This window comes from Picosynechococcus sp. PCC 8807 (genome assembly GCF_001693295.1).
Classification (GTDB): Bacteria; Cyanobacteriota; Cyanobacteriia; order Cyanobacteriales; family MRBY01; genus MRBY01.
Genome location: NZ_CP016483.1, coordinates 2,347,261 through 2,369,230, shown reverse-complemented (window position 1 = coordinate 2,369,230; position 21,970 = coordinate 2,347,261). Strand labels below are relative to the sequence as shown.

General features: G+C 50.6%; 22 protein-coding genes. 13 read left to right on the top strand and 9 right to left on the bottom strand.

Features of this window, described 5'->3' with window-relative positions:
* Window positions 1-13: 13 nt before the first annotated feature.
* Entirely contained in the window at window positions 14-1,633 is a 1,620-nt protein-coding gene (locus AWQ24_RS11550) for an ABC transporter ATP-binding protein (RefSeq protein WP_315862336.1), read from the bottom strand.
* A gap of 113 nt (window positions 1,634-1,746) precedes the next feature.
* Here AWQ24_RS11550 and AWQ24_RS11545 point away from each other — a divergent pair, with 113 nt between their 5' ends.
* The 5 genes from AWQ24_RS11545 (at window position 1,747) to AWQ24_RS11525 (ending at window position 6,673) form a co-directional block, all read left to right on the top strand.
* The gene (locus AWQ24_RS11545) at window positions 1,747-2,748 is read left to right on the top strand and encodes a glycosyltransferase (protein WP_232318810.1); all 1,002 of its coding nucleotides are present in this window, start codon (window positions 1,747-1,749) and stop codon (window positions 2,746-2,748) included.
* Between the two features lie 55 nt (window positions 2,749-2,803).
* Window positions 2,804-4,138 (top strand): TrkH family potassium uptake protein, encoded by a 1,335-nt coding sequence (locus AWQ24_RS11540; protein ID WP_065716883.1) that lies wholly within the window; start codon window positions 2,804-2,806, stop codon window positions 4,136-4,138.
* 166 nt (window positions 4,139-4,304) lie between these two features.
* Complete coding sequence (locus AWQ24_RS11535) at window positions 4,305-5,009, top strand: TrkA family potassium uptake protein (RefSeq protein ID WP_065717367.1); 705 nt, start codon at window positions 4,305-4,307, stop codon at window positions 5,007-5,009.
* Window positions 5,010-5,022: 13 nt separating this feature from the next.
* On the top strand, window positions 5,023-5,697 hold the full coding sequence (locus AWQ24_RS11530; protein WP_065717366.1) for a M15 family metallopeptidase: 675 nt from the start codon (window positions 5,023-5,025) through the stop codon (window positions 5,695-5,697).
* A 22-nt stretch (window positions 5,698-5,719) separates the two neighbouring features.
* Window positions 5,720-6,673 (top strand): DUF6208 family protein, encoded by a 954-nt coding sequence (locus AWQ24_RS11525; protein ID WP_065716882.1) that lies wholly within the window; start codon window positions 5,720-5,722, stop codon window positions 6,671-6,673.
* Here the strand turns inward: AWQ24_RS11525 and ribE are convergent.
* A complete protein-coding gene (ribE, locus tag AWQ24_RS11520; protein ID WP_062436645.1) occupies window positions 6,668-7,351 on the bottom strand; it encodes a riboflavin synthase in 684 nt (227 codons plus the stop codon). The two genes, AWQ24_RS11525 and ribE, sit on opposite strands and share 6 nt — an antisense overlap.
* 161 nt (window positions 7,352-7,512) lie before the next feature.
* On the opposite strand from ribE, the gene AWQ24_RS11515 reads away from it, so the two are divergent.
* The 7 genes from AWQ24_RS11515 to bchI all read left to right on the top strand — a co-directional run bounded on the left by AWQ24_RS11515 (window position 7,513) and on the right by bchI (window position 13,167).
* Window positions 7,513-8,019: a bifunctional nuclease family protein gene (locus tag AWQ24_RS11515; protein WP_030007331.1), complete on the top strand. Its 507-nt coding sequence runs from the start codon at window positions 7,513-7,515 to the stop codon at window positions 8,017-8,019.
* Window positions 8,020-8,041: 22 nt separating this feature from the next.
* On the top strand, window positions 8,042-9,367 hold the full coding sequence (locus AWQ24_RS11510; protein WP_065716881.1) for a recombinase family protein: 1,326 nt from the start codon (window positions 8,042-8,044) through the stop codon (window positions 9,365-9,367).
* Between the two features lie 41 nt (window positions 9,368-9,408).
* Window positions 9,409-9,603, top strand: a complete 195-nt coding sequence (locus AWQ24_RS11505; protein ID WP_012307858.1) for a DUF2862 domain-containing protein — start codon at window positions 9,409-9,411, stop codon at window positions 9,601-9,603.
* Between the two features lie 158 nt (window positions 9,604-9,761).
* A complete protein-coding gene (locus AWQ24_RS11500; RefSeq protein ID WP_030007329.1) occupies window positions 9,762-10,157 on the top strand; it encodes a hypothetical protein in 396 nt (131 codons plus the stop codon).
* A gap of 274 nt (window positions 10,158-10,431) precedes the next feature.
* Window positions 10,432-11,271: a pentapeptide repeat-containing protein gene (locus tag AWQ24_RS11495; RefSeq protein WP_030007328.1), complete on the top strand. Its 840-nt coding sequence runs from the start codon at window positions 10,432-10,434 to the stop codon at window positions 11,269-11,271.
* A complete protein-coding gene (locus tag AWQ24_RS11490; protein WP_065716880.1) occupies window positions 11,272-12,030 on the top strand; it encodes a DUF429 domain-containing protein in 759 nt (252 codons plus the stop codon).
* A 54-nt stretch (window positions 12,031-12,084) separates the two neighbouring features.
* Window positions 12,085-13,167 (top strand): magnesium chelatase ATPase subunit I, encoded by a 1,083-nt coding sequence (bchI, locus tag AWQ24_RS11485; protein WP_012307853.1) that lies wholly within the window; start codon window positions 12,085-12,087, stop codon window positions 13,165-13,167.
* Between the two features lie 67 nt (window positions 13,168-13,234).
* Here the strand turns inward: bchI and uvrB are convergent, their stop codons facing one another.
* A complete protein-coding gene (gene uvrB / locus AWQ24_RS11480) occupies window positions 13,235-15,256 on the bottom strand; it encodes an excinuclease ABC subunit UvrB (RefSeq protein WP_065716879.1) in 2,022 nt (673 codons plus the stop codon).
* A 187-nt stretch (window positions 15,257-15,443) separates the two neighbouring features.
* On the opposite strand from uvrB, the gene AWQ24_RS11475 reads away from it, so the two are divergent.
* Window positions 15,444-15,818: a hypothetical protein gene (locus tag AWQ24_RS11475; RefSeq protein ID WP_065716878.1), complete on the top strand. Its 375-nt coding sequence runs from the start codon at window positions 15,444-15,446 to the stop codon at window positions 15,816-15,818.
* A 75-nt stretch (window positions 15,819-15,893) separates the two neighbouring features.
* On the opposite strand, the gene AWQ24_RS11470 is transcribed toward AWQ24_RS11475, so the two are convergent.
* From AWQ24_RS11470 to AWQ24_RS11440, 6 genes are all read right to left on the bottom strand, one after another.
* A complete protein-coding gene (locus tag AWQ24_RS11470) occupies window positions 15,894-16,361 on the bottom strand; it encodes a GNAT family N-acetyltransferase (RefSeq protein ID WP_065716877.1) in 468 nt (155 codons plus the stop codon).
* Between the two features lie 94 nt (window positions 16,362-16,455).
* Window positions 16,456-19,329 carry an RNA helicase gene (locus AWQ24_RS11465; protein ID WP_065716876.1) on the bottom strand — a complete coding sequence of 958 codons (2,874 nt, stop codon included), beginning with the start codon at window positions 19,327-19,329 and terminating at the stop codon, window positions 16,456-16,458.
* Window positions 19,330-19,507: 178 nt separating this feature from the next.
* Window positions 19,508-19,756: a DUF5340 domain-containing protein gene (locus AWQ24_RS11455; RefSeq protein ID WP_041443595.1), complete on the bottom strand. Its 249-nt coding sequence runs from the start codon at window positions 19,754-19,756 to the stop codon at window positions 19,508-19,510.
* Window positions 19,757-19,798: 42 nt separating this feature from the next.
* Complete coding sequence (locus tag AWQ24_RS11450) at window positions 19,799-20,794, bottom strand: hypothetical protein (protein ID WP_065716875.1); 996 nt, start codon at window positions 20,792-20,794, stop codon at window positions 19,799-19,801.
* The gene (gene pth / locus AWQ24_RS11445; protein ID WP_065716874.1) at window positions 20,763-21,383 is read right to left on the bottom strand and encodes an aminoacyl-tRNA hydrolase; all 621 of its coding nucleotides are present in this window, start codon (window positions 21,381-21,383) and stop codon (window positions 20,763-20,765) included. Before pth ends, AWQ24_RS11450 begins: the two co-directional genes overlap by 32 nt.
* Before the next feature lie 15 nt (window positions 21,384-21,398).
* A complete protein-coding gene (locus AWQ24_RS11440) occupies window positions 21,399-21,629 on the bottom strand; it encodes a DUF2811 domain-containing protein (protein WP_030007319.1) in 231 nt (76 codons plus the stop codon).
* Window positions 21,630-21,970: the final 341 nt, after the last annotated feature.

Sequence of the window (21,970 nt, the reverse complement as noted above, 5' to 3'; positions counted from 1 at the left end):
GCGAGCGGGCTAATTACGCGGAGTGGAGTAGGGGAGCCGCGCCCAGGAGTTTTTGGGTGTAAGGGTGTTGGGGATGATTGAAAATATCAACGGTTTGACCCAATTCAACAATTTTGCCCTGGTTCATCACCGCAATGCGATCGCATAAAAATTTCGCCACCCACAGATCATGGGTAATGAATAGATAAGTTAGATTAAACTCCGCTTTTAGGGCTTGCATTAAATCTAAAACCTGGGCCTGGATACTCGCATCGAGCATACTCACGGGTTCATCACAGATCACAAGGCGCGGCTCGGTAATCAAAGCCCTGGCAATGCCCACCCGTTGCTGTTGCCCCCCAGACAATTGCCGGGGATAGCGAGCGTAATATTCTTCAGCGGGCGTTAGACCAACCTTTTCGAGCATTTGCAATACCTTTTCTTTAACCGCTGGCCCCGTCGCTAACTGATGGATATGGAGCGGGTCGCCGATATTTTCCCCCACGGTCATTAGGGGATTGAGGGAGGCATGGGGATCTTGAAAAATCATCTGGAGGTGCCGCCGTTCCGGTCGCATTTGTCCCACTGACAGTCGGTTTAATTCTTTCCCTGCAAAGATAACTCTGCCACCCGTAGGTTTGATCAGTTGCAAAATTGTTCGGGAGAGGGTGGATTTGCCGCAGCCGGATTCCCCGACAAGGCCCAAAATTTCCCCTTCATAGATGTCAAGGGTGATTCCATCGACAGCGCGGATCACCTGGGTTTTTTGGCCGGTGATTAGCCGTTGAAACAGGTTGCTCTCCAGGGTGTAATGTTGCTCTAGGTTTTCAAGGGAGAGGATCGGTTGTTTCTCTTGGTGAGGGGAAATTTCTTGATCGCTGTGGAGGTGGAGGGCGGCTTCCAGGAGGGATTGGGTGTAGGGATGCTGGGGGTCATTGAAGATTTGCTTAACGGGGCCAGTTTCGACGATTTGACCTTGGTGCATCACGGCGATGTCCGTGCAATATTCGGCGACCATGGCGAGATCGTGGGAAATCAGCAACAAGCCCATCTCCCGTTCGGCGCAGAGACGAGTCAGTTCCTGGAGGATTTCGTTGGCAACGGTGACATCGAGGCTGGTGGTCGGTTCGTCGGCGATGATGAATTTGGGATCGAGCAGCAGGGCCAGGGCGATCGCCACCCGTTGACGCATCCCCCCGCTAAATTCGTGGGGATATTGATGCCAGCGGTTTTCGGGAATGCGCACAGCCGTCAGGGTTTCGAGGGCTTTTTGTTTTGCGGCTTGGGCACTGAGGTCGGGGCGGTGGCAACGGAGGGTTTCGAGGCAGTGGTTGCCGATGGTCATCAGGGGATCGAGCCTGGTCATTGGGTCTTGGAAAATTAACCCCACTACTTCGCCCCGGTAGTGGCGTAGGGCTTCGCCCTGTAAATTGAGGATTGGTTTTGCTTGAAAAGTGGCATTGCCAGTGACTTGGGAACCCCGTGGCAGCAGTTGCAACAGGGCGCGGCCAATGGTGGATTTACCGCAGCCGGATTCCCCCACGAGGCCGAGGCGATCGCCTTGATTCACCTGAAAAGAAACCCCAGCAACGGCCCACTGTAAAGCTTGACCCTGGGCGGGATAGGCGATGTGTAGATCTTGAACCTGAAGCAGAGGAGGGGTCATGACAAACTCACCAAGGAACACTGACCCTCTGATTTTAAGGGGATTTCTGGCCCTGCCGAGTATTTTTCCAGATAAACAGTATATTTTTAGAGACTCTTCCAATGGCTACTATGCGATCGCTTTATTTCCTTGTCCCCGGTGTCAGTAAAAAATTTGCCAGCGGTGGTCTCTTTGCCGAAATCAAGACCTGTGAACTGGCCCAACAACTGCAATCCGCCCATTTAGTCACCTACCGAGAAAAATCCCCAGATCATCTTTATTTACCGGAACTGCTGCCCCAGATGCAGCCCCAGGAAGCTATTTTTGTGATCAGTTGGGGCTTTGATATTCCGCGTCTGGTCAAACAACTGCGATCGCATCCGGTGGTTTACCATGCCCACAGCACCGGCTATGGGTTTAAGCTCCCCAGTCGTATTCCCATTTGGGCAGTAAGTCGCAATTCCCTAGGCTATTGGGGACAACGGGCACCGAATAATCCCTTGTTTTATCTACCCAATCAAATTTCCCCGGAGTTCGAGAACTGGCAGCAAGAACGGGATATTGATGTATTGGTGCAAACCCGCAAAACTTCTAGCTATGTGCTCCAGCAACTGGTGCCCTACCTCCAGCAAAGATGTCGCGTAGAAGTGGTAAATTCCTTCGTGCCAGACCTTGCGGCCCTCTTTAATCGCAGTAAAATTTATCTCTATGATTCGGCGGAATATTGGCTGAATAATGCGGTGAGTGAAGGCTTCGGTTTGCCACCCCTAGAGGCGATCGCCTGTGGTTGCCAAGTTTTTAGTAGCGTCAACGGTGCTTTAGCAGATTACTTAGATCCGGGCTTCAATTGTCAAAAAATCAGTACCTATTGTGTCGAATACGATGGCGATCGCCTTTTGGCCGCCCTCAACAATCCCCCAGCCGCCACCAATGCCCAAGCCCTCTTGCAGGAATACCGCACCGAAACGATTCTGATCCGGTTTGCCACCATTCTCCAGGAGGTTAATCATTTCTTTGACTACCAAGGCCAATATCCAGGCAATATCCAACTCCAGCGACAAAATCCTCTCCTGGTGCGCCTCCGCTTGGCCCTCCGCCAACAGCTTGCCCAGTGGCGCGCCTAATGCCATTTCATTTTTTTGATCTTTTATAAATGTTTCTTTGTAATCTTGATCGGCCATGACCATTGCCAGAACTATTTGCCTCGGCTTTCTCGGAGCTATTCTATTGGGTACGCTACTTTTGATGTTGCCTTTTTCCACCGCCTCCGGAGAATGGAATAGTCCCCTCATCGCCCTATTTACCTCGACTTCCGCCGTTTGTGTTACAGGATTAATTGTGGTGGATACAGGCACAGCCTTTTCCAACTTTGGCCAGGGAGTTATTCTCCTGTTGATCCAACTGGGGGGACTAGGCTACATGACCCTCTCGACATTTCTCATGCTGCTGCTGGGGCGTCGATTTGATTTGGCTCAAAAATTTGCCATCAAAGAATCCTTTGACCAACCCTACAACCAAGGGACGCGCAACTTAATTCGTTCAATTATCGCCACGACCCTAATTGGGGAACTGACGGGGATTTTTCTCCTGTTTGGGCGGTTTAGTCGAGACTTTGATCCCGGTGAAGGGTTGTGGCTCGCAATTTTTCACAGCATCAGCGCCTGGAACAATGCGGGCTTTAGTTTGTTTGCGGACAGTTTAGTTGGCTATCAAGATTCCCTTTTGGTGAATGGGGCGATCTCTGGCTTGATCATTTTTGGTGGCATTGGTTATGAGGCGATCATCGAAATGTATCTGTGGTTGCGGCACCGTCTCCAGCGCAAAAGCCGACGCTTTACCTTTTCGTTGAATTTTGAAGTGGTCACCTCTACCACCTTCTGGCTCCTGGGCTTGGGGACTGTGGCTTTTTTGTTTGTGGAATGGGCCAATCCAACCACCTTTGCGGGGATGAGTTGGGGTGATAAGGCGATCGCCGCTTGGTTTCAATCGGTGACCACCCGCACCGCTGGGTTTAATAGCATTGACATCGGCAAGCTGAGTACCGCCGGACTGTTTATCACCATGGGTTTGATGTTTATTGGGGCGAGTCCCAGTGGCACTGGGGGCGGGATCAAAACAACCACCATTAATATCCTGGCGAACTGCACTAAATCCGTGCTCTATGGTCAAACCCGTGTTACTGTTTTTGACCGTGAAATTGCCCAGAGTATCGTTTTTAAGGCGATCGCCGTTGTGTTCGGTTCTGCCACCGTGATCACCATTGCCACGGCGATTATTTCCATCAGCAACCCTGAGATCGAATTGATTGCGATTTTGTTTGAGGTGATTTCGGCCTTTGCCACCGTTGGCCTGTCCACGGGGATTACTGCCAGCCTTTCCGCTGTCGGTCAAATTACTCTCATTGCCACCATGTACTGTGGTCGGGTCGGGGTACTCTTGCTGATGTCGGCCATCGTCGGAGAAATCACCCCACGCCGCATTAGCTATCCCGAAGAAAATTTATTGGTGGGTTGAGCCGCAGCACCTCGGCCAGAGGAATGTCCCAAGGCTTCACCAGCGCTTGAAATTCGAGTAGGATCATCGGTTAAGATGCGGCGATCGCCTCCACAGCATTTTGAACCTTTCGCAATCACATTAGCCACGAGTTAACAACCATTTGGGTTTTGGAGTAAAACAAACGGTGAATTTACGGAATTGGAATTTTCTCTTTCAGGGTTTTCGGCAGGAAGAAAGTCGTCAGTTTGCGGTCATTGGCCTGGGACGATTTGGTCGCGCCGTCTGCACAAAATTACACAACATGGGCTACGAAGTCCTTGGCACCGATATCAACCCGAAATTAGTCGCCCAGGTGGTTTCCGAAAAACTCGTCTCCCACGCAATGCAATTGGATTCTACCGAGGTGATGGCCCTGCGTCAGGCGGGCATTTTTGAGTTTGACACTGTCATTGTGGCGATTGGTAACTATCTCCAAGAAAGCATTGTCACGACCTTGAATGTGAAGGAAGGGGGCGTCGAACATGTGGTGGCTAAGGCCTCCTCGGAGGTACATGGCAAGCTCCTGAAACGGGTGGGGGCCGACCGCATTGTTTATCCAGAAGCAGAAGCTGGGGCCGCCCTCGCGATGACCCTCACAAAACCGTCAATCCTCGACCGCTTTGATATTGACGAAGAACACAGCATTGTTGAGATTAAAATCCCAGAGGCTTTCCATGATAAAACCCTAGCGGAACTGTCCCTACGGGCTAACTACGGGGTGAATGTGTTAGCAGTGGGCAATGAAGAGCATTTTGAAATTAACCCTGGGCCAGAGCATCGCCTGGATAAGTCGCTAATGATGATGGTGATTGGGACTAATGACGCGATCCATCGCCTACCGTTGTCCTAAGTTGCCCCGGCCCATGACCAAACCCTATCAACGGATCCCCATCGCAACAAGTGATGACCCCCTGGTGCCAATCCCCGCAGGTCTTTTTTCTTTGGTGACGCCCCACCCCTACATGGCTTTGGGGGCTGATTATGGGGGGCGATCGCCTTATTTTTTGCGCCGCCGAGTCCTCGACAAACTCATCCAAGCCCAGAATTTCTTACGGGCTGCCCATCCAGAATTCCAAATTCAAATCTTCGATGCCTACCGACCGATCCCGGTGCAGCAATTCATGGTGGACTACACTTTCACCCAGCTAAAAGGCGATCGCCCCTTAACTCCCCCCGAAACAGCCCAGATTTGGGAGCATGTGTTGCAATTTTGGGCCGTACCGAGCCGCGATCCAGCGACCCCACCGCCCCACAGTACCGGCGCGGCCCTGGATGTGCGTTTGGTAAACCGCGCTCAGGAACCTCTGCCGATGGGAGGAGAGATTGATGACATTGGCGATCGCTCCTACCCAGATTTTTATGCCGCCGCCACCAGTCCCTCAGAGCAGCAGTACCATCACAATCGCCAACTGCTCCGGCAAGCCATGGAACAGGCAGGCTTCGTGATTCACCCCAACGAATGGTGGCATTTTTCCTATGGGGATCAGCTCTGGGCCTGGCAAACCCAAACGGCGATCGCCCACTACGGTAGAATCTAGGACACAATTTTTCTGATAAATAATGGCGCGCAAACCCTGGTTAGAACTGCCCTTGGCAATCTTTTCCTTTGGCTTTTATAAAGTCAATAAATTCCTGATTGGCAATCTCTACACTTTGTATTTGGCGCTGAATAAAAAAAATGCAAAAGAATGGCGCATTATTGGAGAAAAATCCCTCCAAAAATTCCTCAGCTTACCCGTTTTAATGACCAAAGCACCCCGCTGGAATACCCACGCCATTATCGGCACCCTGGGGCCACTTTCTGTAGAAAAAGAACTCACCATTAACCTTGAAACTATCCGTCAGTCCACGGAAGCTTGGGTCGGTTGTATCTACGACTTTCCGGGCTATCGCACGGTGTTAAATTTCACGCAACTTACCGACGATCCCAGCCAAACAGAACTCAAGATTTCCTTACCCAAGGGCAAATATACTGTCGGTTTACGCTACTACCACCCCAAGGTAAATCCCCGCTTTCCGACAGTTAAAACAGACTTAAATCTAACCGTATCGACCTTGGTTGTGTCGCCCCAAAATAATGATTTTTATCAAACCCTAGCCCAGAAAACAAACCCTTATTTTCGTCTGCTCCACTACTACATTTTTACGCTATTTAAATTTCGGGATGTCTTACCCGCAGCTTTTGTCAAAGGAGAATTTCTGCCCGTTGGCGCTACTGATACTCAATTTTTCTACGGCGCTTTAGACGCAGCAGAACGTTTAGAAATTATCATCCAATCACCTTGGCTGCAGACATTTGATTTTTATCTCACCTTCTATAATCGCGCTAGTTTTCCCCTGCGTTGGCAAAAAATCACCGAGAATTTAACCTGTGATCCCCTGGGAGAAAAAGGCTACTACCTAATTCGGATGCGGCCCCGCACCCAAGCAGCCGAGGCACAATTACCGAGCGTTGTGGGAAAAGAAACCCAGGTTGCACCCCACCAGAAAAAACTGGCAATTCAGTCGTTATAAATAGCCATGTTCCTGGAGGAAGTCGAGGCCAATGTCCGGGGCTTTTTGCTCCCGTTGGTAACTGACAAATCGCTGGACATATTTCGCGAGGATATCCCCCTCTAGGTTCACCCAACTGCCCGGCTTGAGGTAGGCCAAATTCGTTTCGGCGTAGGTATGGGGGATCACTGCCACTTTGAACCACTGGCCCAGGCGATCGCATTCGGCCACCGTTAGACTAATGCCATTGACCGCAATGCTGCCTTTAGACACCAAACAAGGGGAAATATTCATGTCCCAAGTCGCTTGATAATCGGCGATCGCCGTAAACCACAATTCCCAGGCACGGGCAGTTTCGACAACTTTTTCTAAAGCGCCAATGGTATCCACATGGCCTGACACAAAATGACCACCGATCTTACTGCCCACCCGCAGGGACGTTTCAATATTCACCCAATGGGAGCGGGAAACGGCATCACCGAGGATGGTGCGTTTTAGGGTTTCGGGGGAGGCCGTAGCAACAAACCCCTGTTCGGCAATGGTTTCGACGGTCAGGCAAACGCCATCTACGGCCACACTATCACCGAGGGCTAGATCCGACATCACTTGACTGGCCCCATGGCCCTGGATATCGATGGCAAAGCGATCGCCACCAAGGGCTTTAACGGTACCAAGGGCTTGAATCAATCCAGTAAACACAGGGCGTGATGCGATCGCAGTAAAAGGGCCATTCGATTGTAGCGGGAATTGACTGAAAATCAGGCCCAACATCCCCCCAGAATATCGAAGCTGTAGGATACTAGTTAGTAAGGGAATCAAATATTGCTCCCGTTGCCATCCCTACCCCGAGGCCCAGATCCATGATTGAAATGCACGTTGCTGGCATTGCCCTTGATGCCATTACTCGGAGCCCGATCATTCTCCTGAAGGATGCCTCGGAACGGCGTGCCTTACCGATCTATATTGCCCAGGATCAAGCCCGCTCAATTATGAATGTCTTGGAGCAAAAAACACCGCCACGGCCCCTCACCCATGATCTCTTTGCGGATCTATTGGAAGCTTGGGATCTCACCCTCGATAAAATCATTATCCATGCCCTAGAAGAACACACTTTCTATGCGGTGCTTTGTACCTCCCAGGGGGAAGAAACCCAAGAAATTGACTGTCGCCCCAGTGATGCGATCGCCATTGCCCTACGCACTGAAAGTCCGATCTGGGTTGTGGAGGAAGTGATTTCTGAGGCTTCAATTCCCGTAGACCGAGATGCCGATGAAGAAGAACGGCAAGCCTTTCGCGCCTTTGTCGATCAACTCAGCCCCGAAGATTTAATTCGCCACAGCCAATCCGCCAACCCAGAGGAAAGCTAAACCGAGGGAGGGTTCAAGGCGGATGACAATTTTTTTCTACAGCTACAGTGACCCACTCCTGGATGCCGCCCCAGAACCAGAACTATGGGGGGTCGAGGTCGATCGCATTTATAGCGATTGGGGGCAACGGCAACAGCTCACCCAGTTACTCACGGATCTCGACGCCGGCGATCGCCCTGATTATTTACTACTACGTCGCCTCGATGAATTGGGGGATAACCTCAGCGAGATTGGCGATCGCCTCCAGCACATCGAAAATTATGGTGTGGGGATTATCGCTACCGAGCAAGACTACCAAAGCGATCAACCGCTGGATCAAAAAGCCCTGGGTCAACTCTTTCAAACCATTGGCGATCGCCTCAGACAACAAAAAATTCAACGGGGCCACGCCAAGAACCGCCGCCAATTTCTGCCACCCCCAGGCAAAGCCCCCTACGGTTACAAGCGAGGCCAAGACCGTTACCTCATTGACCGCAGTACCGCCCCCGTGGTGAAAGATTTTTGTGAACATTTCCTTCTCTTCGGTTCCCTGCGGGGGGCCGTGCGTCACCTAGAACAGCGCTTTGGGAAAAAAATTGCCGTATCCACCGGGCGCAACTGGTTAAGCAATCCCGTCTACCGGGGGCAGCTCCATTACTGCGACGGAACAACCATTCCCAAAACCCACGCCGCAATCCTCACCGACAACGAAGCCGCCCAAATTGATCGCCTCCTGCGCCGCAATCGTCCCCTCGCCCCCCGCAGTGCCAGTGCTCCCCGTTGTTTAGCCGGGCTGGTGCAATGTCAAACCTGTGGCAGTGCCCTCACCATCAGCCGTGTCAGTCGGCGTAATCATTCCAAAACCTATTTATACCTGCGTCCCCTCGCCTGTCCCCGCAAGCCCAAATGCCGGGCGATCGCCTACGACAAAATTTTCCGGGCCACCGTACAAAGCATTTGCCAGGAGTTCCCCGCGATCGCCCAGCAATACCAAGGCCCTTCCCTAGATCAGCAACAGGACCAGATTCAACAGGAGATTCAACAAAAGGAAAGCCTCATTGCCGCCCTCCCGGATCTCACAGCCCAGGGCATTTTTGACCCAGAAACGGCTGCCCAACGCCGCTATGTGCTGCGTAGCGAAATTAGCCAACTGCAAACCCAATTAAACCAACTTCCCCCCGCTAACCTGGGGGCGATCGCCAAAACCATTACCCTCGAATCTTTTTGGTATGACCTATCCGAAGCCGAGCGGCGCTTTTACCTGCGGGAATTTATCGAACAAATTCAACTCCACCGTACTAGCCGTGACGATTGGCAAATCCAGTTAAAATTCATTTTTTCGACCAGTTTCCGATACACTGATGAATGATTTAATTCAACTAAACCCTTATTAGTACAGCAATAATTGGCATGGAAATCGGGCAAAAAGTACAAATCTACCGTTTGCGGGATCGTGTTGGTAAAGATCTCGCCGATAAACTCGGTAAAGTAGGCACCATCACAGACTTTCGCGTCACCGACGGTAGCGGCATTGGGGCGATCGTGACCTTTGATGATAAAACCGCCACTTGGTTTTTTGGGGATGAACTGCGTCCTGCATCCTAGGACACATTTTTCTAACTGCCCAATTAGACCACCGAGGCGTCTCCCGTGGGGGGACGTTTTTTGTCGGTGCGCCAAAGCCAAAATTTCACCATAAACCGAGGGTAATTACCCTCACGCCTGAAACTTTTTTGCGGCACAATGGTCATCAAAGACGATCTATGCGCAACTCCATTGCCGATAAGCCCATGAAAAAACCTGCTCTACTAACTCTCATCTGTGGTTTTAGTGTCGCGATCGCCAGTGTGCCCTTCGCGCCGAGCCAAGCCCAAACTGCCAGCGATCTCGAAGGGAACTATCAACAAAGCGAAAATTCTTCCCTCTATGGCAACACAGATGGCTTCAATCCCTACGATTTGATCCACATGATGCGCTTAGGTAATAAGGATCCAGAACAATTCCGCGAGAGCACAAACTCCAACATTAATAACGCAGCTGCCGATTATCGCTCCCGACTACAGGAATATTGGCGTCAGAAAAAACAAGCCGAAACCTCCGCCGTTAATGGAACTCCGGAGGAAAGTTCGCTCATCACCCCCACAGAAACCTTCGAATAAAACCGACTTTTGTGGCCTCGGCCCATTTCCATTAGGTTCCCCATAGATCGATGCTTGATTACAACTCCGGATCGTCTGTGGGATTTTTATTGGGGAAAATTTCATCTGACGATTATCGTTTCATTGCGGCGATCGCCCATCCCCAGACCACTAACTCTACAATGCGATAAAGCAGACTAAAGATTCATAAAACTCATAAAGTTCATATTCGCCATGTCTTGGGTCACAGCCTTGGCCCAGTCACAGTCTCAGGAGGAATACCATTTTGAAACGAATGGATGCGGGAGAATTATTAGAACGCTATGCGGCCGGAGAACGGGATTTCCGGGAAGTAGACCTTGAAGGGGCGTTTTTGGGGGGCGGCAACTTTGATGGGATCAATCTTCGGGAAAGCCATTTGTCCCGGATTGTGTTCACGGGGGCATCCCTTAAGCAGGCAAATTTTCGGGAGGCAGATCTTACCAATAGCAGTCTCCAAGCCAATCTCAGTGAAGCAAATTTAATTTCCTGCGACCTGACCGACGCGAATTTAACCACCGCCCAACTCACCTACGGGGGACTCCGGGCAGCCAATTTAACTAATGCTCAACTGGTCTCAGCGGATCTCAGTTGTGCCACCCTCAACGAAGCGATTTTGCGGGAAGCCAATCTCACCAACGCGACCTTAACGGATGCATTCATTGGGCGAGCGAACTTAACCCAGGCCAACCTAGAAGGGGCCAACCTTGCCAATGCAAACCTCACCAGCACGATTTTGATCGGCGCGAATTTAAAGGGAGCCAACCTTTCCCACGCGATTATGCACGGGGTCAATGCCACCGGGGCGATCGCCGACCACGCAGATTTTAGCCAGGCGAAACTTAATAGCGCCAACTTTACCAACGTTAAACTGCGCCAGGCGGTACTCCGGAAGGTGCAAATGGCCTGGACAACCATGCGCGGAGCGGATCTGAGTGAGGCGCAACTTTTCCGCAGTAAGCTTTATTGGTCAAATTTCACCAGTGCGAATCTAACCCGGGCCGTGCTGCTAGATGCAACGGTGGATCAAGTAAATTTCCACAACGCGATTTTTGATGGGACAATTCTCCCCGAAGGTCTTGATGTGGGTAATTAAGTGAAATTTCTGGGGGTTGATTTTGGTTGGACGTCCGGTGCCAGTGGTTTGTGTTGTTTAGAAATACAAGATCAGCAATTGGCGATCGCCCAGTTTGATCTGCTTCTTGATCCCGCCGAAATTGTCACTTGGGTTGATCAACTGCTCCCGAAAGAAACAATGGGCCTCGTTGCGGTGGATGCGCCGACGATTATCCCCAACGAAACGGGAACGCGCCTGCCAGATCGCCTCACCCACAAATATTTTGGGAAATACCACGCGGGTTGTTATCCAGCGAATTTAAACCGTCCCTTTGCGCCCCGCACCACCCAATTGGGCTTGGATCTTGAAGCCTTAGGCTTTGGCCATGCCCCGGAAATTGACGCTCGAAAACCGGGCCGTTACCAGATTGAGGTGTTTCCCCACCCGGCGATGGTGCGTCTATTTCAGCTAGAGCGAATCATCAAATACAAAAAAGGAAAGTTAGGCGATCGCCGCCAGGAATTATTACGTTTGGTGAGTCTAATTGAAGCAGTATTGACGATCCTTACCCCGCAATTGACCCTAAATCACCGCTGGGACGATCTCGTTCAACCGATCCCAACGGCCAAAGGCAGTGATCTCAAGGAAATCGAAGACCGCATCGATGCCTTAGTTTGTGCCTATGTGGGAGCCTACTGGTGGTACTGGGGCCAGGCGAAAAACCAAACCCTCGGCGATCGCCACTCCGGTTACATTATCGTCCCAGCACCTGTTACGATGGGTGATCAGCAATCATAAATTGTGAATTTTTAAGATAAAAAATTACGTTCCCTTACAAAAGTTTCTATTGATATGACAGTAACGGCTGAAGCTCCTCCCCAAGAAAAAGTAAAACGTCGTGTGGTGTTCCCCTTTACGGCGGTAATCGGCCAAGATGAAATGAAACTGGCCCTCAAACTCAACATCATCGACCCCAAAATCGGCGGCGTGATGATCATGGGCGATCGCGGTACCGGAAAATCCACCACCATCCGTGCTTTAGCCGATCTCCTACCCGAAATCGAAGTGGTTGCCAACGATCCCTTTAACAGCGACCCCAAAAACCCCGAACTCATGGGCGATGAAGTGCGGCAAAAACTCGAAAACAACGAACCAATCGAAGTCGCCCGCAAAAAAGTGCCGATGATTGACCTGCCCCTCGGCGCAACAGAAGACCGGGTTTGTGGCACCATCGACATCGAAAAAGCCCTCTCCGAAGGGGTAAAAGCCTTTGAACCGGGCCTGTTAGCAAAAGCCAACCGAGGTGTCCTCTATGTGGATGAAGTTAACCTCCTCGATGATCACCTGGTAGACGTTCTCCTCGACTCCGCCGCTGGCGGTTGGAATACCGTTGAACGGGAAGGGATTTCCATTCGTCACCCTGCCAGTTTTGTCCTTGTCGGTTCCGGCAACCCCGAAGAAGGAGAACTGCGGCCCCAACTTCTCGACCGTTTCGGGATGCACGCTGAGATCCGCACCGAACGCAATCCCGAACAGCGCGTTGAAATTGTCGAACGTCGTTCGGCCTTTGACCAAAATCCCACAGAATTTCTGCAACAATACGACGCCGAGCAAAAAGCAGAACAGGAACGCCTTGTCCGCGCCCAGGAACTTTTACCCCAGGTCACCATTGATCGAGAACTAAAGGTGAAGATCTCCGAAGTTTGTTCCGAAGCGGATGTGGATGGTCTCCGGGGTGATATCGTCACCAACCGCGCCGCCAAAGCCCTCGCCGCCTATGAAGGCCGCACCGAAGTGACCGTGGATGATATTCGCCGGGTGGTTACCCTTTGTCTGCGACACCGTCTGCGGAAAGATCCCCTTGAATCAATTGATTCTGGCTATAAGGTTCAGAAAATTGTCGCCCGCGTCTTTGGTCTAGAAGAAGACGAGTAAACCATTTTTTGATTGCATAACATTACATCCTCAGGGCTGGAGAAATTCTCTCCAGCTTTTTTGTTTGCTAGTTATCGTGACTCCCTAAAAGTTGATGGCGGAGTTTTTTAATTTGATCGCGGAGTAGAGCGGCCTGTTCAAATTCGAGATTTTTGGCGGCTTCTTTCATTTGCTCTTCTAGCTGCTTAATCACATCGGGAATTTTTTCGAGGGGGACTTCCTCCATGTGTTCAACAACTTGTTGTAATTGCTGGGTATTTAAGCGGCGGGAAATATCGAGAAAAGATAAAATTGCATTTTCGTCCCGCTTTTTGATCGGTTGGGGGGTGATGTTGTGTTTTTTGTTGTAGGCGATTTGGATAACGCGACGGCGTTCTGTTTCGGCGATCGCCTTTGCCATACTATCGGTGAGATTATCGGCGTAGAGGATCGCCTGACCCCGCACATGGCGCGCCGCCCGACCAATGGTTTGGATTAAAGACCGTTCCGCCCGCAGGAACCCTTCCTTATCGGCATCCATAATCGCGACGAGGGAAACCTCCGGTAAATCTAAACCTTCTCGGAGTAAATTGACCCCAATTAAAACATCAAATTCTCCCTTGCGGAGCGCCTGCAAAATTTCAATTCGTTCGATGGATTTAATCTCAGAATGGAGATATTGCACGGCTACTCCCTGGTCACTGAAATAATCCGTTAAATCCTCCGCCATTCGTTTCGTTAAAGTGGTAATTAAAACTCGTTCTTTTAATTTTTCTCGTTGACGAATTTCCCCTAATAGATCATCCACTTGTCCGTCGGTGGGGCGCACATCAATTTCTGGATCGACAACGCCTGTGGGACGAATGACTTGCTCAATAACCCGCGCTTCCGATTGCTCGATTTCCCAATTACCGGGGGTCGCAGAAACAAACACACATTGATTGACTTTTTGCCAAAATTCTTCAGACTTTAAAGGACGATTATCGGCGGCACTGGGTAACCGAAAGCCATGGTCAATTAAGACTTTTTTGCGGGCTTGATCACCGTTATACATTCCCCGAATTTGCGGCACAGTGACATGGGATTCATCAACCACTAAAAGCCAATCTTCAGGGAAATAATCAATTAAACATTCGGGGGGCGATCCGGCTTCCCGTCCGGCTAAGAAACGGGAATAATTTTCGACACCATTACAATAACCAACTTCCTGTAAAAGTTCGAGATCATAACTCGTTCGCTGCTTTAAACGCTGGGCTTCGAGGAGTTTATTCTCTGCTTCTAAAACTGTGAGTTGACTATCTAATTCGGCTTTGATTTGTTCACAGGCGATCGCCAACTGTTCTTGGGGCGTAACAAAGTGGCGGGCGGGATAAATATTAACCTGATCGAGGCTTTGTAAAATTTCACCCGTGACGGGATCAAGGAGGCGAATCGCATCAATTTCATCGCCGAAAAATTCGACGCGAATCACCCGATCTTCGTAGGCAGGGACAATTTCTAAAATGTCGCCCTTCACCCGAAAATTGCCGCGACTTAAATCGGTATCGTTGCGGTTATATTGCACGGTCACTAGTTGCCGCAGTACCGCCCGCTGATCCAATTCTTCCCCTACTTTGAGAGAAATAGCTGCCTTTAAATATTCGCTCGGAATCCCTAACCCGTAAATGCAACTAATGGAAGCCACCACAATCACATCCTTGCGTTCAAACAGCGATCGCGTGGCGGAGTGGCGCAACATATCAATTTCGTCGTTGATCGAAGCGGTTTTTTCAATATAAGTATCGGTGACGGGAATGTAAGCCTCCGGTTGGTAGTAGTCGTAATAACTAATGAAATATTCCACGGCATTGTAGGGAAAAAATTGCCGCAACTCGTTACAAAGCTGTGCCGCGAGGGTTTTATTGTGTGCCAAAACGAGGGTGGGCTTTTGCATCTGGGCGATCACCGCCGCCATCGTAAAGGTTTTGCCCGTACCCGTCGCCCCCAAAAGGGTCTGATATTTCGCTTGGGATTCTAAGGATTGCACCAGTTGGGCGATCGCCTGCGGTTGATCGCCGGTGGGTTCAAAAGGGGCATGGAGACGAAACAAAACATTACTCCCGTTAGACATAACTTAAATTAATGAGATACTTTAGAAACAATGTTGCGGATTTATGACGAAATGTGTCTAAGATTAGCGAAGAATCTTTGTCCCATCATTTGAGATAATTAAAGTAACGACAAACTTCTTAAAACATAATCCTACTTAAAATTTCGATTCAGTAGGTGTTGGCTCAGATACCTCAAGGAGAAATCCCATGACCACCGAAAATTCCACTTCTACCCCCGCGAACGATAGCACAACGAAAAGTTCCACCCGCTCCCGCAGTACGGCGAAAAAAGACGAGGTGGTTGCCCTCTCTGTAAAAGAGCCTGCTAAATTAGGTTTGCCCAATAATCGCCCCATTGAACCCAGCCACCTGAAAGTGACCAGTACCTACCGTTCCGTCGGTGGCGATCGCCCTGTGACTGCGGGCACGATGGATATTTCTAGTACGATGACTGTTTCTGGGAATCGCCCGATTATGGCCAGCCACCTCCAGGTCAGCGACACCATCGTCATTATGGGGAATCGCCCCGTGGCCCCCAATGAAACCGATGATATGGCGACTTTGATCGGCTACCTCGACTAATTCTAAAAAGTGGCGAAACAATGGCGATCGCCAAACCATTTCCCCTATCCCCTAGGGGTTTTTTTGTGGAAAATTTTAACGGAGGTGCTTGATCATCCGGTAGTTCGTTAATGTTTGTTGGTGGCGTTGAACCTGTTGCTCTTGGAGAATCCGAAACCCCAAGGCTACAAAAAAAGGTTTCGCGGTAATACTGGCTTCAACGGTTAGGGTGCTGAGTTGTAACTGGTCTGCTTGGGCGAAGAGTGCCTGATAGAGTTGGCGACCAATGCCCCGCCGTTGGTGATCTTTGTGGCAATAGAAACAGCCAATGTGACCCGCTGGCGAAAGTTCCGCAAACCCAAGGATTTGTTTATCCTCTTCGGCAATGTAAGTAAAGCAAGCATGACAACGGGTTTCCCAATCGCGGAAATACAGGTCATCGGGTGCCCAGGCTCGCAGTTGGGCCGGGGAATAGTCCTGGGCATTGACGGTATGGACAGTGTCGTGAAACAGTTGGGCGATCGCCGGAATATCCTGAGTTTGAAACGGACGAATCGTAACCATAACAACCCTTTAGACATTTTGTAGAAATGGGAAAATTCCTGCCTTCCTCTTTGGGGCAATTACTCACAGATGATTGGCTTCCGCAAGGGTGAACCTAAACGGGGAAGCGTTTCATTTTGGCGATCGCCTCTTTGGCAGTGCGCATGAGAACAGGTTTAATCTCCGGGATTTGGGGGATTTGCCAGAGAACATCGACTGTGCGCCGCAACATCCGCACAATGTCCCCTTCATCAAGGCTGGTATTTTCACAAAGTTCAGTCCACTCGACCCCCAAGGCCCATTGTTCCACGAGGCCGATAAATTTACTTTCAAGCCAAACGGGCATGGTCACACCGCAATGTTTTTGCACTTGGTACAGTTGCCGACGCAGTTCCCACAGGCTAACGGGGTTATGGCCTTGGTCTTTTTTGCGGATGCCCAGCACTTCTAAAACGGCATTGGGTTGAGAATAATCTGTCCAACTATCACCCCGGGGCGGTTCGCTGATGATCGCACAGATAGCGGCAGCCAAATGTTCCGGTGCGAGGTGATCTAATTGGCCAGAAAGCAGACACAGCGCCAACCATAGTTCGTTTTCCCCACGAATTGTTGCCGCAGTACGCCCCAAAACCGTTGGCGTATAGCCGTCGAGGGCGCGAAATTCCTGCAAGACTTCAATCAGGTTCAGGAAATCTTGCCAGTAATAGGAACGTTTGTTGGCGTGTTGACGGTAGAGGGTTTGACGACGATTTAATTCTTTGCGGAGGTCTTTGCGCCGCTGGTGACGTTTGAGGAGTTTACCAGGTTTGTCCTGCTGACTCAGGGGAGAAGCGGCAAATTTGGCCTGAACAGCGGCGAAGCGTTGTTTTTGGGCTTCTACTTCAGGGGCTTCGGTGAGGGGCAGAAGGTAATCGGCGATCGCCGCCACGAGGGGAAAAGCTTCAGGATCAATTTTGCCATTTTTCCCAAGGGTAAGATTTTGATCAATGGGTAACGGAATTTGCGCCAGTTGATCGGCGGGAAAAAGACCTTCATTGAGGGCCACCACGTCCGTTTCTTTAATTAGGTACCAACGTTTATCGGTGCCCAAACACAGAAATTGCTGTTCCTCAGTTTGTTCTACAAGGACGGCGGGAACCGCTTCTTTGACCCGCAGGTTTTTCCCTTTGAGGTGCAAAATAGAGCCGAGGGGGAGCTGATCCAACAAAGGGGCCAACAGTTTACGGTTTTCGAGTTCCGCCTGCTCCCGGAGAATCCCCAATAGCCGTTCTTCTTCCTTGAGCCGTTCCTTGAGTTTGCTGTAGCGTTCAAACTGCCGTTCATCAAAGGCCGCTAGGTCAATGTCGAGGCGGGCAATTTCCGTAGTCAGTTCGGCGATCGCCTCCTGTTCCGGGCTGAGTTGTTGTTGTACCTGATATTCCGCAAAACTCCGGGATAAGAGTTCTTTAGATTCTTCCAGGCTATGTTTTTGTAAAAGGTTCAACACCATACCGTAGGAAGGGGTAAACCAACTGCGCAACGGTTCTGCACTGGAGAGGGCAAGGCGGGAGGCTTCTTTTGCCCCTTCAAAGGGCGTTTCCACAGTGACCACATAGCCCACTTTATCCATGCCCCGACGACCCGCGCGACCCGCCATCTGCAAAAATTCCGAAGGTGTCAGCATCCGGTGTCCTTCATCGGTGCGTTTTGAGAGGGCAGAAATTACCGTGGTGCGGGCGGGCATATTGATCCCTGCGGCCAAAGTCGCCGTCGCAAACACCAATTTCACGAGGCCCATTTCAAACAGCTTTTCGACCAGTTCTTTCCAGGCTGGCAGAATCCCCGCATGGTGAGCGGCGATGCCCCGCAGTAGAGGTTCTACCTGTTCGGGACGGGCAAATTTTGACTGCTGGGCGAGGTATTGCCAAAGCTGTTCGCGTAGGGGGAGATTTTCCTGGAGATAGTCCACTAGCTTTTCGGTAGAAAAGGGATTTTTGGCGATGAAATCCAGCACCAGGGCTTTAAATTCTGGGGTGTCATCACATTGATTGAGGAGCTTTTCCTGGAGCTTCCCTTGGTTATCTAAGAAAAAGTGCAGCAGGGTCGCTTCCAAGAGTTTGGCTTCTTCTGGGGAAACGAGGGTGATGTCGTTGAGTTGGGTCACCGAACGATCGCAGCCCCGCCGACTAAAGATAATGTAAATCGCGGGCAGGAGATCCTTCTGGCGGAGTTGGCGCACAATGGCAAATAAACTAGGACAATCTTCCCGTTGGCGTTTTTTGCGCTTACCCTGGGGGGCATTGGTACGCGATCGCAAGCGCGAATTCATTTTGCTCCCTCCCTGATCCAGGAGCGGGTACAAGCCTTTTTTATTGCTGTAAAGAAACTCTAGAGGTACGGGGCGGTGGTCAGAATCGACTAATTCGCAGCGGTGTTCTTTGCTGTTGGGGTGGTCTTCATGGGCCGCTTGGCGAGTTCTATTAATCCAGGCGGTAAAAATCTCTGGGTTGCCGATGGTCGCCGACAGGCCAACAATCTGAATTTCTGAGGGGCAATAAATAATTGATTCTTCCCAGACAGTGCCGCGACCGCGATCGCTAATGTAGTGGCATTCATCCAAGACGACCGTTGAAACATTTTCCAGGGACGTGCCCACCTGACCAATGGGGGTTTCGTAGAGCATATTCCGGAAAATTTCCGTGGTCATGACGACGATGGTCGCCTGGGCATTGATGATGATGTCGCCCGTGATCAAACCCACTTGTTTTTCGCCGAAGGTTTCGCCAAAATCCCGGAATTTCTGGTTAGAGAGCGCCTTCAGGGGAGTGGTATAAAAAACCCGTTGTCCCATGGCGAGGGCCCGGTGGATCGCATATTCGCCAATGACAGTTTTACCGGAGCCAGTCGGCGCACAGACCACCACGGATCTGTCGGCATCGAGAGCGGCGATCGCCTGTTTTTGAAATTGATCTAACTGAAACGGAAAAACTTGATTTAAATCTACTTGCAACCTAACCCACCTTTGCTCCTGATCCGGTACTTTGGCCTAACGAATTCGGTCTACCGAAATCAAAAAACTGTTTATGCTATGAATTTTTTGTTCAAAATCCATTATAAAGGGGAGTCCTCCAGGCCCAGCGGGAAAATGCCAACCCAGCTTGCCCAAAAAACGGTGGAGCGTTGAGATTCTATGCTTCTGGGCTGTGGTCTGGCGTTTGATTGCTGAGGGACCAATGGTACTCGTAGGGGATACGGAGCTGGTCACAACTGCGCTCTAGTTGCTTTTGTTGAGAAAAAGCCTTGCGCAGGGTGAGGATCAATTGTTGGATTTGGGTCTGGGTCATGGGATCTTTGGCGGCGACCCGTTGGGCTTTGCGCTCCAAAATTTGCAGGATCGTTTCGTAGTGGATGTGGGAAGGCAAGGGTAAAGGTTCCATAACAATCAAAAAATATTGCGCAGACTTTGGAGTCTCACTATATCAAAGCTTTGGGGGCAACTTTTGGACGGGTGATCGCCAACCCCAAATTCCCAGGGGCAAAATTTCTGCCAGAATACTGACCCCCCGCATCAAGGCCACGATGGTTAACAGGCTGCCAACACCGGCATTTGTATTTCCCACGGTTTCTAAAAGGGCGAGGGCAACCACTTCAAATACCCCCAATCCCCCCGGTGCCCCAGGAATAATAAATCCGGCCAGCCACGCCCCACTAAAGACCCCCAGCAGTTGGGGAATCTGGGAGGCACTCAAGGGGGCGATCGCCCACCAAGTTAAAAGAAATCCCGTCCCCCGTAAGCCAATGAAAACCAGTTCTCCCAGCAGGGGTTGCCAAGGGTAAATGTTCAACTGCACCGGGTCATGATCCTGGGTTTTCCCTTGGGAAACTTTTTGGATGACAGGATTAAAAAAGTATGGATGAATGCCACCGAGGACACCAATCAAGCCCAGGGGCACCAATAGTTTTAAAAGCGGCAATTGCTCCAGTTGCGCGAGGCTAAACCCCAACCCCAAGACCATGGCGATCGCCGCCGCCGCTGCCAATAGAAGGGGTTCCAATAGCACTGCTAAACTAGCTACGCCCCAGGGACTCCCCACCGCCACAATGCGGGTCATTCGCCCATAGAAATGCCAAATATTCCCCGGCAAATACTTCGCCATGTTCGTCCGCAGATATAAGGCGATCGCCTCCCCATAACCAAGGGGCACCCGGAACAGCGTGAGAATCCGTCCCCACACCAATGCCGACCATATATGGGATGACGTCGTTACTAAGACACTTGCCCCCACCAAGAGCCACCCCCGGCGATCCAGACGAATTTGGGCCACCTCTTGCCAATGATTCCGGAGGGTTGCCAACAAAAAAAAGAGCGTCAGGCCAACAATAAACCAACGCAAATAGGGCTTAAGCCGCGATAACTTTCCTTTCAAAATTCCTGCAATACCCTTATGACTGACTCGATTCAACACTGCGGGCATTATAGAGGCTCATGGCCTTCTCCACCCCTTCCCGGAGACTCAGGGCCAATGCTTCTTCCGCAAGCCCTAGGACATCATTTAAAACGGGCTTTTCTGCAGGTGCAAACTTCCCAAGCACGTGGGAAATGGTGGGTCGGTCTCCTTTGAGTTGGGTTTTGCCGATGCCAATGCGTAAGCGGGGAAATTTCTGGGTGCCGAGGTGGGAAATAATGGATTTGATCCCGTTGTGACCCCCTGCTGATCCTTGCAGACGCAACCGCAGTCGCCCTAGGGGGAGATCCATATCGTCATAGACCACCAGCACCGATTCCGGGGGAATTTTGTACCAATCAATCACAGCCCGTAAAGACTGCCCAGAACGATTCATATAGGTGGTGGGTTTGAGCAAACCGAGTTTCTGGCCGTTGCGGCGCACCTCCGCCCAAACCCCTTGAAATTTTCGATGATCCTGGAGGGTCGCACCCCAATCTGCGGCGAGGCGATCGACAAATTCAAAACCAATGTTATGGCGTGTGTGATCATACTTTGGTTCTGGATTTCCCAGTCCCACAATCAACTGGGGAATGACGAGTGGTTTGTCTTGACCCATAACCTCACAAAATACTTAGTAGGACTTTGATTGCTCAAAGAGCGTTTCTAAGTATACTCTGGCGCAGGTACGGTAATTTTCTGCTTCCCGTGGGGTTTGTCCTTCCCCGGTTTGGAGCAGAAACTGGGACAATGCCGCCGCAAAAACCCGGTCTTGATCCCAATTGGGATGGGTTTCTAGGTAGTCGGTTAGGGATTGGTGTAGGGCTTCGGGAATTTCGGCCAAAATGCTCACGGTGGGGTTCATCATTAACTTTAGCTCTGTCGGAATCTGCGGGACGGAAAAATCAAACTAGCGAGGGACGAAGGAACGGATTTCGGAACTGCTAAAAAAGGGTCTTGGCGTTTTGTTCGGTTTCGTCTGTCGTCGCCCTATTGTTGTCTATGGAGGGGTGGGTTTGTCAATATTGCAAAATGTTACGCCAAGGCGATCGCCTTTTGGTCATCCACGAAAAATCAAGGGTTTCAGGCGTATTTTGTTTACGGTTCTTTACATTTATGCGCCCTTGCAGTGTGGATCTTGAGTTCAAAAAGAGAATTCCCCAGACCAATGCCAAGCCCCAAGAAAATCGTTTTGAGCTGTGGAAA